The organism is Streptomyces sp. TLI_146 (genome assembly GCF_002846415.1).
In the GTDB taxonomy this organism is placed as follows: domain Bacteria; phylum Actinomycetota; class Actinomycetes; order Streptomycetales; family Streptomycetaceae; genus Streptomyces.
The window spans coordinates 4,160,880-4,177,437 of sequence record NZ_PJMX01000001.1; the positions used below are offsets into that span (position 1 = coordinate 4,160,880).

Genomic DNA, 16,558 nt, shown 5'->3' on the forward strand with positions numbered 1-16,558 from the left:
GACGCGTAGCCAAGATCGTGGGAGCAGGCGTGAGTGACGTGCAGGGGTCCGTGGGCCCGGGGTACGAAGCGGTTCGGGACGCGTTCGTCCGTAACTTCACCCACCGCGGAGACCACGGCGCCGCCGTCGCCGTCTACCGCGACGGACAGAAGGTCGTCGACCTCTGGGGCGGCACCAAGGACGTCGACGGCCAGGCACCCTGGGCCGTCGACACCGCCCAGATCCTCCGCTCCGCCACCAAGGGCATAGCCGCAGCCGTCCCCCTCCTCCTCCACCAGCGCGGCCAGCTGGACCTGGACGCCCCCGTGGCCACGTACTGGCCCGAGTTCAAGGCGAAGGGCAAGGAGCGCACCCTCGTCCGGCACCTCCTCTCGCACCGCGCCGGCGTCCCCGCCCTGGACCGGCCGCTCAGCCCCGCCGAGGCCGCCGACGGCGAGTCGGGACCGGCCGCGGTCGCCGCGCAGACGCCGTTCTGGGAGCCGGGGACCGAGCACGGGTACCACGCCCAGACGTACGGCTGGCTGCTCGGCGAGCTCGTCCGCCGCGTCAGCGGCCGCACCCTCGGCCGCTGGGTCGCGGAGGAGATCGCCCGGCCGCTGGGGGCCGATCTCTGGATCGGGATGCCGCAGGAGGAGACCGGCCGCGTGGGTCGCGTGGGGCCGACGGAGGCGCCCCGCGTCCCCGGCGCCATCACCCTGCGGCCCAAGCGCGACGTCTCCGCCGCCTACGCCGACCCGGCCTCCCTCACCCGCCGCGCCTTCGGCGCCATCGACCCGCTCCCGGACCAGAACGACCCCGCCTACCGCGCCGCCGAACTCCCCGCCGCCGGCGGCATATCCACCGCCCGCGGCCTCGCCCGGTTCTACGCGGCGACGATCGGCGAGGTGGACGGGCGCCGTCTGTTCGCCCCGGCCACGGTCGCGCTCGCCCGTACCGAGGAGTCGGCGGGCCCGGACCGGGTCCTGGTGGTCCCCACCCGTTTCGGACTGGGCTACATGCTGCACGGCGCGGCGTCCCCGCTCCTGGGCCCCGGCTCCTTCGGGCACCCCGGCAGCGGCGGCTCCCTCGGCTTCGCCGACCCGGAGTCGGGCATCGCCTTCGGGTACGTCACCAACGGCCACCAGAAGGGCGTCACCGCCGACCCGCGCCCCCAGGCCCTGGTCCGCGCGGTCCGGGAAGCGATCGGGCAGTAAGGACCCGGTAAGGACTACGCCTTCGCCGCCGCCGCCCTCGGGTCGAAGCCGAACGGCAGCTCCAGGCGGTGGGTGCGCATCAGCTCCTCGTCCGCCAGGACGTCCGCCGTCTTGCCGTCCGCCGCGATCGTCCCCCCGCTGAGGATCACCGACCGGCCGCACAGCTCCAGCGCGTACGGCAGGTCGTGCGTGACCATCAGCACGGTGACGTCCAACGCCCGCAGGATGTCGGCCAGTTCGCGCCTGGACGCCGGGTCCAGGTTCGACGACGGCTCGTCCAGGACCAGGATCTCCGGCTCCATCGCGAGCACGGTCGCCACCGCGACCCGGCGGCGCTGGCCGAACGAGAGGTGGTGCGGGGGCCGGTCCGCGTACTCCGCCATGCCGACGCGCTCCAGCGCCTGGTGCACCCGCGCCTCCAGCTCCGCCCCGCGCATCCCCGACGCGGCCGGGCCGAACGCCACGTCCTCGCGGACCGTGGGCATGAAGAGCTGGTCGTCGGGGTCCTGGAAGACGATGCCGACCCGGCGCCGGATCTCGGCCAGGTTCCGCTTCTCCACGGGGAGTCCGGCCACCTTCACCGAGCCCGCTCCGCCCGTGAGGATGCCGTTGAGGTGCAGGACCAGGGTGGTCTTGCCCGCGCCGTTGGGGCCGAGCAGCGCGACCCGCTCACCGCGCCCCACCGTCAGGTCGACCCCGAACAGGGCCTGGTGGCCGTCGGGATAGGCGAAGGCGAGACCGCTCACCTCAAGGGAGGCGGGGGAAGCGGAGGAGTTCGTGGAAGAAGTCACCGACGTGTTCACAGAGTCCACCCCAACAGACAGATCACGAGAGCCGACGCGGGGAGCACCGCCGCGTAACGCCATTGCGCACCGGTCGCCGTCACATCGTCGATGACCGGCATCGAACCCGCGTAGCCACGGCTGACCATGGCCAGATGTACGCGCTCACCGCGCTCGTACGAGCGGATGAACAGCGCGCCCGCCGACTTGGCGAGGACGCTCCAGGCCTTCAGTCCCTTCGCCTCGAAGCCGCGCGAGCGGCGGGCGATCGACATCCGGCGCATCTCGTCCGTGATCACGTCACCGTAGCGGATCATGAACGACGCGATCTGGACGAGCAGCGACGGGAGCTTGAGCCGCTGGAGGCCGAGCAGCAGGGCCCGCAGGTCCGTGGTGGACGCCAGGATCACCGAGGCGGCGACCCCGAGCGTGCCCTTGGCCAGCACGTTCCACGCGCCCCACAGACCGTTCTTGCTCAGCGCCAGGCCGAGGACGTGCACCTGGTCGCCCGGCACCACGAACGGCATCAGGACCGCGAACGCCACGAAGGGGATCTCGATCAGCAGGCGCTTGAGCAGGACGCCCGCCGGGATCCTGGCCACGCCCGCCACCGCGGCGATCAGCACCGCGTACAGGCCGAAGGCCCAGACCGCCTCGCGCGGGGTCGAGACGACCACGATCACGAAGAGGAAGACGGCCGCGAGCTTGCAGTGCGGGGGCAGGTCGTGGACCGGCGACACGGCCCGGTGGTAGAGCTTGTGCGTGTGGCCCGCGCCCATGTCAGACCTTCTCCGTCTCGCGCACGGCGGTGGGTGCGGCGTCGGCCGCGCTGCCCCGGCGGCGGCGCACCACCCAGAAGATCCCGCTGCCCACGCCGACCGTCACCGCGACGCCGGTCATGCCCGCGAGGCCGGTGGCGACCCGGTCGTTGCCGATGTCCTTGACCGAGTAGCCCGCCAGCGGCGAGTCCTCGGCGGCGTGCTTCTTCTCCTGGGTGTCGATGCCCTTGTCGTGGGCGACCTTCTCCAGGCCGTCGGGCGAGGCGGACGCGTAGAAGGAGAAGAATCCCGCCAGCAGCAGGGCGGCGACGACGAAGGCCGCGCGGACCTTGTGCGTGGAGCGGGCCGCGCCGGGTACGGGCTCAGGAGCGGGGGCGTCGACCAGTTCGCCGCCCACGCGGAGCTTCAGCGGGGTGTGCAGCCCGCGGGCCCCGTGGACGAGGTCGGGCCGTACGGCGATGACCGCGCCCACGGTGAGCGCGGTGATCGCGGCCTCGCCGATGCCGATCAGGATGTGCACGCCGACCATCGCGGTGAGCACCTTGCCGATGGGGACGTCGGTGGTGCCGCCGGCCGCGTAGATCGCGGTGAAGGCGAGGGCGGCGGCCGGGACGGAGAGGAGGGCGGCGACGAAGGCGGCCGCGGTGACGGAGCTCCGCCTGCGGGGCAGCACCTTCACCAGGCCCCGGAAGACGGTGTACGCCACGACCGTCGTCACGATCGCCATGTCGGTGATGTTGACGCCGAGCGCGGTCAGGCCGCCGTCGGCGAAGAGGATGCCCTGCATGAGGAGCACGACCGAGACACAGAGGACGCCGGTGTACGGCCCGACGAGTATCGCCGCGAGCGCCCCGCCGAGCAGATGGCCGCTGGTGCCGGCCGCGACGGGGAAGTTCAGCATCTGCACGGCGAAGATGAACGCCGCGACCAGACCCGCGAGCGGGGCCGTCTTCTCGTCGAGTTCACGTCGGGCCCCGCGCAGGCTGACCGCGATGGCGGCGGCCGCGCCGACTCCGGCTATCGCGGAGACGGGGGCGTTGATGAATCCGTCCGGGACATGCATGAGTGGTCTCCGCTGGGGCCGGGATGGCTGGAACTGCTCGAAGGAACCGCTCGATGATAGTCGTGCACCTGCGAATGGGTCGCAAGAGCGTATGAGTGAGATTTACCAGCTCTTCTCACGCCCGGCGCGCCCCGCAAAATATGCGACATTTAATGACAGAGAGTCTGAAAAGCTGCGCAGTGTGAGTGTGAGGAGCGACTGATGTCCCCCGCCGTCGAGGAACACGCCCGGGCGAGGATCGTCTCCGACGCCCCGCACCACCGCCCCGTTCCGGTCGCGCTGCGCTATGACCCCGCCGAGGACCCGCTGACCGTGCGTTTCGAGTTCCCGGGCGGCAACGAGTGGGTCTTCCCGCGCACGCTCCTGGAGGCCGGTCTGCGCGGCCCCACCCGGCGCGGCGACGTCTCGGTCTGGCCATGCGGCCGGGCCCAGACCGTCCTGGAGTTCCACTCCCCGGACGGTGTCGCGGTGGTCCAGTTCGACAGCTCGCCGCTGGTCCGCTTTCTGCGGCATACGTACAGCGTGACGCCCGCGCCGAGCGGTCGGGCCTAATCGCCCCGGCGTAGCCGGACGTACGCAGCGAAAGAACCGGCCCCTACGCGTGAGGCGTAGGGGCCGGCCATGAGGGGGTGCGGCGGAGCCGCTCCGGGGGTCAGACGCGCGCGAGCTCGCGGTCGTCGTCGCCGTCGGACGCCTTCGCCGCGTGGGCCTTCAGGCCCTCACCCTCGACGTCGACGTTCGGCAGGATCCGGTCCAGCCAGCCCGGCAGCCACCAGGCCTTCGAGCCGAGCAGCGCGAGCACCGCCGGGACGATCGCCATCCGGACCACGAAGGCGTCGAAGAAGACCGCGATCGCCAGGGCGAAGCCGATCATCTTGATCATCTGGTCGCTGGCCCCGATGAAGCCGGAGAAGACCGCGATCATGATCACCGCGGCGGCCGTGACCACCCGGGCGCCGTGCCGGAAACCGGTCACGATCGCCTGGCCGGGACGCTCGCCGTGGACGAAGGCCTCGCGCATCCGGGTGACGAGGAAGACCTCGTAGTCCATCGCCAGACCGAAGACCACACCGACCATGAAGATCGGCATCATCGACATGATCGGGCCGGGGTTCTCCACCCCGAACAGCCCGCCGAGCCAGCCCCACTGGAAGACCGCGACGACCGCGCCGAGGGCGGCGACCACCGAGAGCAGGAAGCCGAGGGCCGCCTTCAGCGGAACCAGGATCGAGCGGAAGACCACCATCAGGAGCAGGAAGGCCAGGCCCACCACGAGCGCCAGATAGGGCAGCAGGGCGTCGTTCATGCGCTGCGAGAAGTCGATGTTCATCGCGGTCGCGCCGGTGACCAGGACCTCGGCCTTGGTCTCGGACTTGATGTCCTTGCCCGCGTCCCGGATCGAGTGGACCAGGTCCTCGGTGTCCTTGGAGGACGGCTTGGACTTCGGGACCACCGTGATGGTCGCGGTGTCGCCCTCCTTGTTGAGGGCGGGCGCCATGACCTCGGCGACGTCCGGGAGCTTCTTGATGGTGTCGGAGGTGCGGTCGGCCGCGGCCTTGGCACCGCCGGCCCTGGCGCCGTCCACGACGATCATCAGCGGGCCGTTGAAGCCCGGGCCGAAGCCGTCGGAGAGGGTGTCGTAGGCGCGGCGCTGGGTCGTCGACGTCGGCTGCGAGCCGTCGTCGGGCAGGCCCATCTCCAGGGAGGCGGCCGGGACGGCGACGGCGCCGAGCCCGATCACACCGGCGAGCAGCACCCAGATGGGCTTGCGCAGCACGAAGCTGGACCAGCGGGTGCCCATGTTCGGCTTGGCCTCGGTGGGGGCCTCGACCGTGCCGGCCTCCATCTTCTTGCGGGTGCGGCGGCCGAAGACGCGCTTGCCCGTGAAGCCGAGGACCGCCGGGATCAGGGTGAGCGCGATCAGGACGGCGATCACGACCGTACCGGCCGCGGCCACGCCCATCTTGGTGAGCATCGGGATGTTGACGACCGCGAGGCCGCACAGCGCGATGACCACGGTCAGACCGGCGAAGACGACAGCGGAACCGGCGGTTCCGACGGCCCGGCCGATCGCTTCCTCGCGGTCGCGGCCCTCGCGGAGCTCGGCCCGGTAGCGCGAGACGATGAAGAGCGCGTAGTCGATGCCGACCGCGAGGCCGATCATCGAGGCCAGCGTCGAGGTGGTGTTGCCGAGGTCCAGGACGTTGGCGAGCGCGGTGATGGTCGAGACGCCGATGCCCACGCCGATGATGGCGGTGACCAGCGGAAGCCCGGCCGCGATCAGCGAGCCGAAGGTGATCATCAGCACGATGCCGGCGATCACCACACCGATGATCTCGCCGGAGCCCGTCTCGGGCTTGGCCTGGAGCGCGTCACCGCCGATCTCGACGGTGAGCCCGGCCTTCTGCGCGGCCTTGCCGGAGTCCTCCAGCGACTCGCGGTCGCTGTCCTCCAGGGCCATGCCGTTGACCTTGTACTTCACGGATATGTACGCGGTCGAGCCGTCCTTGGAGACGGCGTTCGCCTGGTACGGGTCGGTCACCGAGGCGACCTGCTTCGAGCCCTTGGGCAGCTCGTCGACGACCTTGGCGACCTCGGCCTTGTTGGCCGCGTCGTTCATGGTCTTGCCGGCCGGGGCCTTGAAGACGATACGGGCGGTGGCGCCGTCGGCGCTGCCGCCGGGGAAGCGCTGCTCCAGCAGGTCGAAGGCCTTCTGGGCCTCGGTGCCGGGCATCGAGAAGGAGCTTGCGGAAGGAGTGGAGGCGGACGCGGCGCCGAATCCGGCGAGGAACAGCAGCGCCACCCACACCAGGGCGACATAGCGGCGGCGCCGGAAGGCGAACCTGCCGAGTCGGTAGAGGAACGTGGCCACGAGGGCGTACTCCCGGTCGAGTCGAGGGAAACAGGGCGTGGATAACCAGCCCGACGACGAGAGCGGCGTACGTCAGGTGGGGCAGGTTGGTGGGGAGCTAGACGGGATCGCCGAGGGCGGGGAGGACCACGGCGTCGATGTAGTTTGCGAGGAAGGCCTTGTCCACCGGCTTGTCCTCGACGAGCTGCCGGGCGACGAAGGCGCCGACCAGCATGTGTACGACGTAGGGGAGCGCGGGACAGTCCGCGCGGACCTCGCCGCGTTCCACCGCGCGCCGCAGCACCTGGTCGAGGCCGGTGATCTCCGGCTCGATCAGCACTTCGCGCAGCGCCTGGTGGAGGTCCGGGTTGTCGTGGACGGCGCGCATCAGGCCCCGCATCAGCGCGGAGTCCTTCTCCAGCTTGCAGTCGTCCTCAAGACCGACCAGCTCGTGGAAGTCGCGGCGCAGCGAGCCGGTGTCGATCTGGTGGAGACCGACCGGCTTGTTGTGCCGCAGCGCCCGCGCGACCAGCTCCGGCTTGTTCCCCCACTGACGGTAGAGGGTGGCCTTGCTGGAGCGGGTACGGGCGGCGACGGCATCCATCGTCAGGGCGTCGTAGCCGACCTCGCGCAGCAGGTCGAGGACCGACTCGTACAGCTCTGCCTCACGTTCGGCCGTGAGCCTGCTCGCCATGTCTCGACCTCCCATCCGAACGAAACGGTTTCGTACTCGTACGACGATATCGCCGGTGGTCAGCGAAACGAAACCGTTTCGCTTGTGTTCTGCGCCACAACTGTCAAGGCTCCATAAGTTGCCGCACCCCCGTCGCGCGGAAAGCATTGACGAGTGAGCGACGCACGCGAGGACGACCAGCAGCCGGCGCCTGTGACCGAGGGCGCATACCTCCGCTTCCCGCATCTGCACGACGACTTGATCTGCTTCGCCGCCGAGGACGACCTGTGGGTCGCGCCCCTGGTCCCGGCCGGCCACAGCCCCTCGCGGGCCTGGCGGGTCACCGTCGACCGCACCAAGGTCAGCCACCCCCGGTTCTCCCCCGACGGGAAGCAGATCGCGTACACGACCTGGCGCAGCCTGGACCCGGAGATCCATCTGGCCCCCGTCGGCGGCGGCCCGGCCCGGCGGCTGACCTACTGGGGCTCGACCGACACCCGGGTCTGCGGCTGGACCCCCGACGGCCACATCCTGGCCGTCTCCTCGCACGGCCAGCCCTTCTCGTACTTCTCCTGGGCCTACAGCGTCCCCACCGACGGCTCCCCCGGCGGGCGGCTGCCCTGGGGCCCGGTCTCCGACATCGCGGTCAACGACCTCGACGGCGAGCGCCGCACCCTGTTGCTCACCGGCAAGCCGCCGCACGAGCCCGCCGCCTGGAAGCGCTACCGGGGCGGCGCCATGGGCCGCCTGTGGCTGCACGGCGAGCGGCTGCTCCCGGACATCGGCGGCCATCTCGACTCGGTGATGTTCGTGGCGGACCGCATCGCGTTCCTCTCCGACCACGAGGGGGTGGGCAACCTCTACTCCTGTCTGCCCGACGGCTCCGACCTGCGCCGCCACACCGACCACGACGAGTACTACGCCCGGCACGCCTCCTCGGACGGGCACCGGGTGGTCTACCAGTGCGCGGGCGACCTGTGGATCGTCGACGCGCTCACCCCCGACTCGGCCCCGCGCCGCCTCGACGTGCGCCTGGGCGGCCCGCGCGCCGGGCGGCGTACGTACCAGGTGCCCGCGGCCAGCCATGTGGACGCGCTCTCGGTCGACACCACCGGCCGGGCCAGCGCCGTCGTGGTGCGCGGCAGCCTGTACTGGCTCACCCACCGCGACGGCCCGGCCCGCACCATCACCGACACCGCGGGCGTCCGCGTCCGCCTGCCCGAGATGCTCGGCACCGGCGGCCAGGTGGCGTACGTGACGGACGCGGACGGGGAGGACGCGGTGGAGATCGCGTACCTGCCCCGGGCCAGCGGCGACCGCGAGCCGAGGCGGCTGGCCTCCGGCGGGCTCGGCCGGGTCCAGGAGCTGCTCTCCGACCCGGAGGGCGAACGCCTCGCGATCGCCTCGCACGACGGCCGGCTGCTGCTGATCGACGCCACCGAGGAGTCCAACGGCGAGGTCACCGAACTGATCAGGTCGATCAACGGACCCGTCCGCGACCTGGCGTTCTCACCCGACGGGGCCTGGCTGACCTGGTCCCACCCGGGCATCGGCCGCTCGCTGCGCCAGATCAAGATGGCCCGGATCTCCGGCCCCGGCGCCCGGGTCATCGTGGACGTCACCAACGGCCGCTTCGAGGACGAGAACCCGGTGTTCACCCGGGACGGCCGCTATCTCGCCTTCCTGTCCTGGCGCGGCTTCGACCCGGTCTACGACGTCCACACCGGCGACCTCTCCTTCCCGCTCGGCTGCCGCCCGTACCTGGTCCCGCTCTCCTCGGCCACCCCCTCCCCGTTCGCGCTGCTGCCCGACGGGCGCCCGGCGGCGGGCGGGCTGGACCCGATGGAGGAGAGCGGCGACGGCACGGTGACGGTCGAGGTGGAGGGCCTGGAGAGCAGGGTGACGCCGTTCCCGGTGGCGGCCTCCAAGTACTCGGCGCTGAACCCGGTCTCCGGCGGCGGCCTCGTGTGGCTGCGCTGGCCGATCTCGGGCGCGCTGGGCGAGACGTTCGCCAACCCGGCGGACACCTCGGGCCGCCCGACCCTGGAGCACTTCGACATCACCAAGGCCCGCAAGAGCGAACTCGTCGACCATCTCGACTGGTTCGCGGTGAGCGGCGACGGCAGCCGTCTGGTGGTCGTCGACGAGGGCGAGCTGCGGGCCGTGCCCGCCACCGAGTCCGGCGACTCGGACTCCACCGTCTACCTGGACCTGCGCCGGGTCCTGCACGAGGCCGACCCGCCCTCCGAGTGGCGCCAGGCCTACGACGAGGCGGGCCGGATCATTCGCGCGTACTTCTGGGAGCCGCGGATGTGCGGCATCGACTGGAAGGCGGTCCTCGACCAGTACCGCCCGCTGGTCGAACGGGTCGCCTCCCCCGACGAGTTCGCGGACCTGCTGCGCGAGGTGCTGGGCGAGCTGGGCACCTCGCACGCGTACGTCTCGGCCGCCCGCAGGAACGAGGGCCCGCCCCACTACCAGCGCCCCCAGGGCCTGCTGGGCGCGGACTTCGTCCACCGGGAGGAGGGCTGGATGGTCCGGCGCATCCTGCCCGGCGACTCCTCCGACTCCAAGGCCCGCTCGCCGCTGGCCGGCACCGGCATCCGCGAGGGCGCGGTGCTCACCCATGTCGACGGCCGCCCGGTGGACCCGGTGACGGGCCCCTACCCGCTGCTCGCGGGCTCCGGCGGCACGACCGTCGAGCTGACGTTCCAGCCCGCCGAGGGCGAGGGGCGCTCCCGCCGGGTCGCCGTGGTCCCGCTGGTGGACGAGCGTCCCCTGCGCTACCAGGACTGGGTGGCCAAGCGCCGTGCGGTGGTACGGGAGCTGAGCGGCGAGAGGTGCGGCTATCTGCACATCCCGGACATGGGCGGCTCGGGCTGGGCCCAGTTCAACCGGGACCTGCGCCTGGAGATGTCCCGCCCGGCGCTGATCGTCGACGTACGCGGCAACGCGGGCGGCCACATCAGCGAGCTGGTGATCGAGAAGCTCACCCGCAGGATCATCGGCTGGGACCTGACGCGCGACGCCCAGCCGGTCTCGTACGCCTCGAACGCCCCCCGGGGCCCGGTGGTGGCCCTCGCCGACGAGGCGACCTCCTCCGACGGCGACATGATCACGGCGGCCTTCCGGCTGCTGCGGCTGGGCCCGGTGGTCGGCCAGCGGACCTGGGGCGGTGTGGTCGGCATGACCGGCCGCCACACGCTGGGCGACGGCACGGTGATCACGGTGCCGATGAACGCGGCGTGGTTCGACACGTACGAGTGGTCGATCGAGAACCACGGGGTGGAGCCGGACCTGGAGATCCTGCGCACGCCGCTGGACTGGGCGGAGGGGCGCCATGCGCAGCTCGACGACGCGGTGCAGCTGGCCCTGGATCTGCTGGCGGGGACGCCGGCGGCGGCGCCGCCCGGCTATACGAACACGCCGGATCGGCGACGGCCGGAGCTGCCACCGCGGTGAGGCCCGGTGTTTGTCTGCGGCCCGGTGGACGGCTGGCCGCGCAGTTCCCCGCGCCCCTAAACCCGCTCTCGCCTGCGGACCGCGGCCGGTTGCTCGCGCAGTTCCCCGTGCCCCTGAAAGCCTGTGGCTGAGCTGGGGTCTCCGGCTGCGGCCGACTGCCTAAGGGGCGCGGGGAACTGCGCGAGCAACCCACCACCACCCGCAGACGAACACCGGACCGAAAAAGGGGCGCGGGGAACTGCGCGACCAGCCCACCACCGGCCCGCAGACGAAGACCTCGCCGGATCAGGACCCGTCCGGGCCCTCCGCCAGGCGGCGGTCCATCGCCAAGGACAGTTCCGCCTCCACCACGTGCTTGGCCAGCGGGCGCAGCCGGGAGAGGTCCTGGTCGGAGGCGTGGGCGTGCGCGTGCAGCAGGTCGACGAACAGACGGGCCAGCGCGTCCGCGTGGGCACGCACCTCCCGGCCCGCCGCAAGCACCGCGGCCAGCGGAATCCCCTCCCGCACCAGCGCCGCCGAGACATCGAGCAGGCGCCGGCTGATGTGGACGATCTCCTCGCCGTCGACCGCGAGGTAGCCGAGGTCGAGCGCGGCCGCCAGGTTCTCCGGCGTCACCTCGCCCGCGAAGTGGTCCGCGAGGGCCTCGGGCGTGAGCCGGACCGGGGTCTCCTCGGTCGGCTCGACCAGCCCGAGCGCCTCGCCCGCGTCCCGGCCGGACTCGAACGCGGCGGTCAGATCGGCGATGCCGGAGAGCGTGTGGCCGCGTTCGAGGAGCGCGGCGATGGTGTGCAGCCGGGCCAGATGGCGCTCGTCGTACCAGGCGATGCGGCCCTGGCGGCGCGGCGGCGGGATGAGGCCCCGCTCGCGGTAGAACCGCAGCGTGCGCACGGTGATCCCGGCCTTCGCGGCCAGCTCCTCCATGCGGTACTCGCGGGGTACGGCGGGGGCTTCGCCCCCGGGCCCGCTGCCAACTCCTCCGTCTGCCACATCCGCCAGCCTATGTTGTACCGCCAGTAACTTTCCCCGGCCGGACCCCTACCGCTCGGTATGCCGCTGCTCTACTCTCCCAACTGTGCCAGTGATTACTGGCAGAGTCGCGCGTCATACAGACTCTCCGCACAGACGTCCTGCATGGAGGCGGTGGCATGGTCCAGCACGAGCGCGAGCCCGAGCACGTACGGGTGGCGGTGATCGGGTCCGGATTCGGCGGGCTCGGGGCCGCGGTCCGGCTGCGGCGGGAGGGCATCACCGACTTCGTCGTCCTGGAGCGGGCCGACTCGGTCGGCGGGACCTGGCGGGACAACAGCTATCCCGGGTGCGCCTGCGACGTACCGTCCCATCTGTACTCGTTCTCCTTCGCGCCCAACCCGGACTGGCCGCGCACCTTCTCCGGGCAGCGGCACATCCGGGCCTATCTGGAGCACGTCGCCGACACCTTCCGGCTGCGCCCGCACATCCGCCTCGACCACGAGGTGACGATGATGCGGTGGGACGCCGAGCAGCTGTACTGGGTCGTCGAGTGCGCCAACGGGGCCGTTCTGCGCGCCGACGTCGTCGTCTCCGCGACCGGGCCGCTCTCCGACCCGAAGATGCCCGACATCCCCGGCCTGGACTCCTTCCCCGGCAAGGTCTTCCACTCCGCCCGCTGGGACCACGACTACGACCTGCGCGGCAAGCGCGTCGCCATGATCGGGACCGGCGCCTCCGCGATCCAGATCGTCCCGGCCATCCAGCCGCAGGTCCGCAGTCTCACGCTCTTCCAGCGCACCCCGCCCTGGGTCATGCCGCGCGTGGACCGGGCGATCACCGCGCCCGAGCGCTGGCTGCACCGGCAGTTGCCGTTCACCGGGGCCGCGCGCCGCGGACTGCTGTGGGGCATCCGGGAGTTGCAGGTCAGCGCGTTCACCAAGCGGCCCAACGAGCTGGGTCTGGTCGAGTCGCTGGCCAAGCGGAACATGGCGCGGGCCATCAAGGACCCGGCCCTGCGCGCCAAGCTGACGCCGGACTACCGCATCGGCTGCAAGCGGATCCTGCTCTCCAGCGAGTACTACCCGACGCTCGCCAAGCCCAATGTGGACCTCGTCGCCTCCGGGCTCAGCGAGGTGCGCGGCTCCACGCTGGTGGCCGCCGACGGGACCGAGACCGAGGCCGACGCGATCGTCTTCGGCACCGGGTTCCACGTCACCGACATGCCGATCGCGGACCGCGTGGTCGGCGCCGACGGGCGCACCCTGGCCGAGGCGTGGAAGGGCGGCATGGAGTCGCTGCGCGGCGCCACCGCCGCCGGGTTCCCCAACTGGATGACGATCATCGGGCCCAACACCGGCCTCGGGAACTCCTCGATGATCCTGATGATCGAGTCCCAGCTCAGCTATATGGCCGACTACCTGCGGCAGTTGGACGTCCTCGGCGGCCGCGTCGCCCTCGCCGCCCGGCCGTCCGCCGTCGGCGCCTGGAACCGGCGCGTCCAGGAGCGCATGAAGCGGACGGTGTGGAACACCGGCGGCTGCACCAGCTGGTACCTGGACGCCAGCGGGCGCAACACCACCATCTGGCCCGGCACGACCGGCGAGTTCCGCAAGGAGACCCGCGCGGTCGACCTCGGGGAGTACGAGGTCGTCCGCCCAAAGGCCGCCGAGCCCGCCGAGCCCGCCGCGGCGGCGGCCGAGCCCCGCAAGGGGCGCAAGGCGTCCGGCGCCCCCGAGGCGGTGGCCTCGTGAAGCGCCCCGCACACGTCACCTCGGGCCCCTTCGCCCCGCCGACCCCCGCCCGTACCCTCACCGCCGTCTCCGCCGACGGCGCCCGGCTGCACGTCGAGGTGCACGGGCCCGACGGCGCCCCGGCCGTCGTCCTCGCCCACGGCTGGACCTGCTCGACCGCCTTCTGGGCCGCGCAGATACGCGCCCTGGCCGAGGACCACCGGGTCGTCGTCTACGACCAGCGCGGCCACGGCCGTACCGCCGCGAGCGGGGTCTGCTCCGCCGACGCGCTCGCCGACGACCTGGAGGCGGTGCTCGCGGCGACGCTCGCACCGGGCGAGAAGGCGGTGCTCGCCGGGCACTCCATGGGCGGCATGACGCTGATGGCCGCAGCCCGCCGCCCCGGGCTGCGCGCGCACGCGGCGGCGGTGCTGCTCTGCTCCACCGGCAGCTCCCAGCTGGTCGCCGAGTCGCTGGTGGTGCCGCTGCGGCCGGGCCGGCTGCGCACCCGGCTCACCGCGGCCGTCCTCGGCTCGAAGGCCCCGCTCGGGCCGGTCACTCCCGTGGGCAAGAAGGTCCTGCGGTACGCGACGATGGGCCCGGGGGCCGCGCCCGACCGGATCGAGGCGTGCGCCAGGATCGTGCACGGCTGCGCCCGGGGCCCCCGGTACGCCTGGTCGCGGGTGCTGGCCGAGCTGGAGATCGACGCCCTGGTACGGGAGTTGAGGGTGCCCACCGCCGTGGTGGCGGGGACGGCCGACCGGCTCACCCCGCCGGTGCACGCCCGGCGGATCGCGGCTGCGCTGCCGCTCTGCGTGGGCCTCACCGAGCTGACGGGCGTCGGGCACATGACCCCGATGGAGGCCCCCGAAGTCGTCACGGAACGCATCCGTGAACTGGTCCGTACGTACGTGGCAGTCGAGGAGGACGTGGCATGAGCAGGGTGAGCCTGGAGGGGCAGGTCGCGGTCGTCACGGGCGCGGCCCGGGGCGTCGGCGAACTGCTGGCGCGCAAGCTGTCGGCGCGCGGCGCCAAGGTGGCCCTGGTCGGCCTGGAGCCGGACGAGCTGAAGCGGGTGGCCGCGCGGCTGCACACCGAGGCCGAGTCGTGGTTCGCGGACGTCACCGACCACGAGGCGATGGCGCGGGTCGCGCGGGAGGTGAAGGAGCGGTTCGGCAAGGTCGACATCGTGGTCGCCAACGCGGGCGTCGCCTCCGGCGGCCCGTTCGTGGACTCCGACCCGGACGCCTGGCGCCGCGTCATCGAGGTCAATCTGATCGGCGGCGCGGTCACGGCCCGGGCCTTCCTGCCCGTACTGATGGAGAGCCGCGGCTACTTCCTCCAGATCGCCTCGCTCGCCGCGATCACCCCGGCGCCGATGATGACCGCGTACTGCGCGTCCAAGTCGGGCGTGGAGGCCTTCGCGCACAGCCTGCGGGCCGAGGTGGGCTACAAGGGCGTACGGGTCGGGGTCGGGTATCTGTCCTGGACCGACACGGACATGGTGCGCGGCGCGGACCAGGACGAGGTGATGCGCGAGCTGCGCCAGCGGCTGCCGTGGCCGTCCAACCGCACGTATCCGCTGGGCCCGGCCGTCGACCGGATCGTGGCGGGCATCGAACGCCGCTCCTCGCATGTGTACGCGCAGTGGTGGCTGCGGGGGATGCAGTCGGTGCGCGGCTATCTGCCCGCGGTCATCGGGGCCGTGGGCCAGCGCGAGATGCGGCGCTTCGAGCCCCGGCTGGCGGGGGTCGGGCGGGGTCTGGTGGGCGCGGGCGGGGCCGCCGACGAGCAGGAACGCACGCTCCGTGACCTTCCGTAACTGATCGAAATGCGCCCTTTGTCCACCCATGCCACGCTGGTCGAGGCCCGGAGGAGCCGCGGGAACAGCCCCGGCACCCGGCCCCCCACACCCCCTCATCAGGAGTGAACTCGATGGGCATCAAGGACCAGTTCCAGGACAAGGCGAAGCAGGCCGAGCAGCAGGCCAAGCAGGCGATGAGCTCGAAGAAGGGCCAGCAGCAGGAGCGCTCGCGGCAGGCTCAGCAGGCCCCGGCCGAGGCCCAGCGCGCGGCCCAGGAGGCGCAGGACAAGTTCGACATGGACTACGACGCCTGACGCTTCGCGCTCCGCGCGTACGAAGTGGCGCACCCGGGCCCGGGTGCGCCACTTCCGTATGTCCGCCGAGGATCCCGGCAGGCCCTAGAGCCCGTACACCACCGTCACCGGGGCGTGGTCGCTCCACCGCTCCTCGTGCGAGGCGGCCCGCTCCACGTACCCCTTGACCGCGCGCGCCGCGAGGCCCGCCGTGGCCAGCTGGTAGTCGATGCGCCAGCCCGAGTCGTTGTCGAAGGCGCGCCCGCGGTAGGACCACCACGAGTACGGCCCCTCCTCGTCGGGGTGCAGCGCGCGCACCACGTCCACGTAACCGCCGTCGGCGGCGTCCAGGACGCGGGAGAGCCACTCGCGCTCCTCGGGCAGGAAGCCCGCGTTCTTCTTGTTGCCCCGCCAGTTCTTGAGGTCGGCCTCGCGGTGGGCGATGTTCCAGTCGCCGCAGACGACGACCTCGCGCCCGTCGGCCGCCGCCCGCGCCCGGAGCTCCTTCAGATACGGCAGGAACTCGCCCATGAACCGGTACTTCTCGTCCTGCTTCCCGGTCCCGGCCTCGCCGGACGGCAGATAGAGGCTGGCGACGGTGACGCCGGGCAGGTCGGCCTCCACATACCGGCCACTGCCGTCGAACTCCGCGCTGCCGAAGCCGACCCGGACCCGCTCCGGCTCGCGGCGGGTGTAGAGCGAGACCCCGGCCCGGCCCTTGGCCGCGGCGGGCGCGTGCACGACGTGCCACCCCTCGGGCTCGCGCACCTCGGCGGTGAGCTGCTGCGGCTCGGCCCGTACCTCCTGGAGGCAGACGACGTCGGCGTCCGACCCGGCCAGCCACGGAAGGAATCCCTTCTTGGCGGCGGCGCGGAGCCCGTTTACATTCACAGTGGTAACAGTGAGCACCCGGGCACCCTACCGACCCGGCCTCCGTGATCGCCTGCATAGAAGTACTC

General features: G+C 72.1%; 14 protein-coding genes. 7 read left to right on the forward strand and 7 right to left on the reverse strand.

Translation table 11 applies throughout. The features are described from left to right. Positions 1 to 29 precede the first annotated feature (29 nt). Entirely contained in the window at positions 30 to 1,193 is a 1,164-nt protein-coding gene (locus tag BX283_RS18620; protein ID WP_180357191.1) for a serine hydrolase domain-containing protein, read from the forward strand. A gap of 14 nt (positions 1,194 to 1,207) precedes the next feature. Here BX283_RS18620 and BX283_RS18625 read toward each other — a convergent pair whose 3' ends face one another. Genes BX283_RS18625 through BX283_RS18635 form a run of 3 tightly spaced genes read right to left on the reverse strand, consistent with a single transcriptional unit; the run spans position 1,208 to position 3,817 of the window. Further along, entirely contained in the window at positions 1,208 to 1,984 is a 777-nt protein-coding gene (locus BX283_RS18625; RefSeq protein ID WP_101392441.1) for an energy-coupling factor ABC transporter ATP-binding protein, read from the reverse strand. Between the two features lie 8 nt (positions 1,985 to 1,992). Continuing rightward, entirely contained in the window at positions 1,993 to 2,754 is a 762-nt protein-coding gene (cbiQ, locus tag BX283_RS18630; protein WP_101388705.1) for a cobalt ECF transporter T component CbiQ, read from the reverse strand. Between the two features lies 1 nt (position 2,755). After that, positions 2,756 to 3,817 (reverse strand): energy-coupling factor ABC transporter permease, encoded by a 1,062-nt coding sequence (locus BX283_RS18635; RefSeq protein WP_101388706.1) that lies wholly within the window; start codon positions 3,815 to 3,817, stop codon positions 2,756 to 2,758. 201 nt (positions 3,818 to 4,018) lie between these two features. Between BX283_RS18635 and BX283_RS18640 the strand changes: the two genes are divergently transcribed. Further along, a complete protein-coding gene (locus BX283_RS18640; RefSeq protein WP_101388707.1) occupies positions 4,019 to 4,369 on the forward strand; it encodes an SsgA family sporulation/cell division regulator in 351 nt (116 codons plus the stop codon). A 100-nt stretch (positions 4,370 to 4,469) separates the two neighbouring features. Here the strand turns inward: BX283_RS18640 and BX283_RS18645 are convergent, their stop codons facing one another. Together BX283_RS18645 and BX283_RS18650 are read right to left on the reverse strand one after the other, a co-directional pair. Next, complete coding sequence (locus BX283_RS18645) at positions 4,470 to 6,689, reverse strand: MMPL family transporter (RefSeq protein ID WP_101388708.1); 2,220 nt, start codon at positions 6,687 to 6,689, stop codon at positions 4,470 to 4,472. Between the two features lie 97 nt (positions 6,690 to 6,786). After that, the gene (locus tag BX283_RS18650) at positions 6,787 to 7,362 is read right to left on the reverse strand and encodes a TetR/AcrR family transcriptional regulator (RefSeq protein WP_101388709.1); all 576 of its coding nucleotides are present in this window, start codon (positions 7,360 to 7,362) and stop codon (positions 6,787 to 6,789) included. Between the two features lie 153 nt (positions 7,363 to 7,515). On the opposite strand from BX283_RS18650, the gene BX283_RS18655 reads away from it, so the two are divergent. Next, positions 7,516 to 10,803 (forward strand): S41 family peptidase, encoded by a 3,288-nt coding sequence (locus BX283_RS18655; RefSeq protein WP_373979190.1) that lies wholly within the window; start codon positions 7,516 to 7,518, stop codon positions 10,801 to 10,803. Positions 10,804 to 11,088: 285 nt separating this feature from the next. Here BX283_RS18655 and BX283_RS18660 read toward each other — a convergent pair whose 3' ends face one another. Further along, positions 11,089 to 11,724, reverse strand: a complete 636-nt coding sequence (locus tag BX283_RS18660; protein WP_101388710.1) for a MerR family transcriptional regulator — start codon at positions 11,722 to 11,724, stop codon at positions 11,089 to 11,091. Positions 11,725 to 11,948: 224 nt separating this feature from the next. On the opposite strand from BX283_RS18660, the gene BX283_RS18665 reads away from it, so the two are divergent. The 4 genes from BX283_RS18665 (at position 11,949) to BX283_RS18680 (ending at position 15,620) form a co-directional block, all read left to right on the forward strand. Further along, a complete protein-coding gene (locus tag BX283_RS18665; RefSeq protein ID WP_101388711.1) occupies positions 11,949 to 13,523 on the forward strand; it encodes an NAD(P)/FAD-dependent oxidoreductase in 1,575 nt (524 codons plus the stop codon). Beyond that, positions 13,520 to 14,440 (forward strand): alpha/beta fold hydrolase, encoded by a 921-nt coding sequence (locus BX283_RS18670; protein ID WP_101388712.1) that lies wholly within the window; start codon positions 13,520 to 13,522, stop codon positions 14,438 to 14,440. The genes BX283_RS18665 and BX283_RS18670 overlap by 4 nt, the downstream gene beginning before the upstream one ends. After that, the gene (locus BX283_RS18675) at positions 14,437 to 15,324 is read left to right on the forward strand and encodes an SDR family oxidoreductase (RefSeq protein WP_101388713.1); all 888 of its coding nucleotides are present in this window, start codon (positions 14,437 to 14,439) and stop codon (positions 15,322 to 15,324) included. The genes BX283_RS18670 and BX283_RS18675 overlap by 4 nt, the downstream gene beginning before the upstream one ends. Before the next feature lie 113 nt (positions 15,325 to 15,437). After that, the gene (locus BX283_RS18680) at positions 15,438 to 15,620 is read left to right on the forward strand and encodes a hypothetical protein (protein ID WP_101388714.1); all 183 of its coding nucleotides are present in this window, start codon (positions 15,438 to 15,440) and stop codon (positions 15,618 to 15,620) included. An 84-nt stretch (positions 15,621 to 15,704) separates the two neighbouring features. Here BX283_RS18680 and BX283_RS18685 read toward each other — a convergent pair whose 3' ends face one another. Then, complete coding sequence (locus BX283_RS18685; protein ID WP_101388715.1) at positions 15,705 to 16,508, reverse strand: exodeoxyribonuclease III; 804 nt, start codon at positions 16,506 to 16,508, stop codon at positions 15,705 to 15,707. Between the last annotated feature and the right edge of the window lie 50 nt (positions 16,509 to 16,558).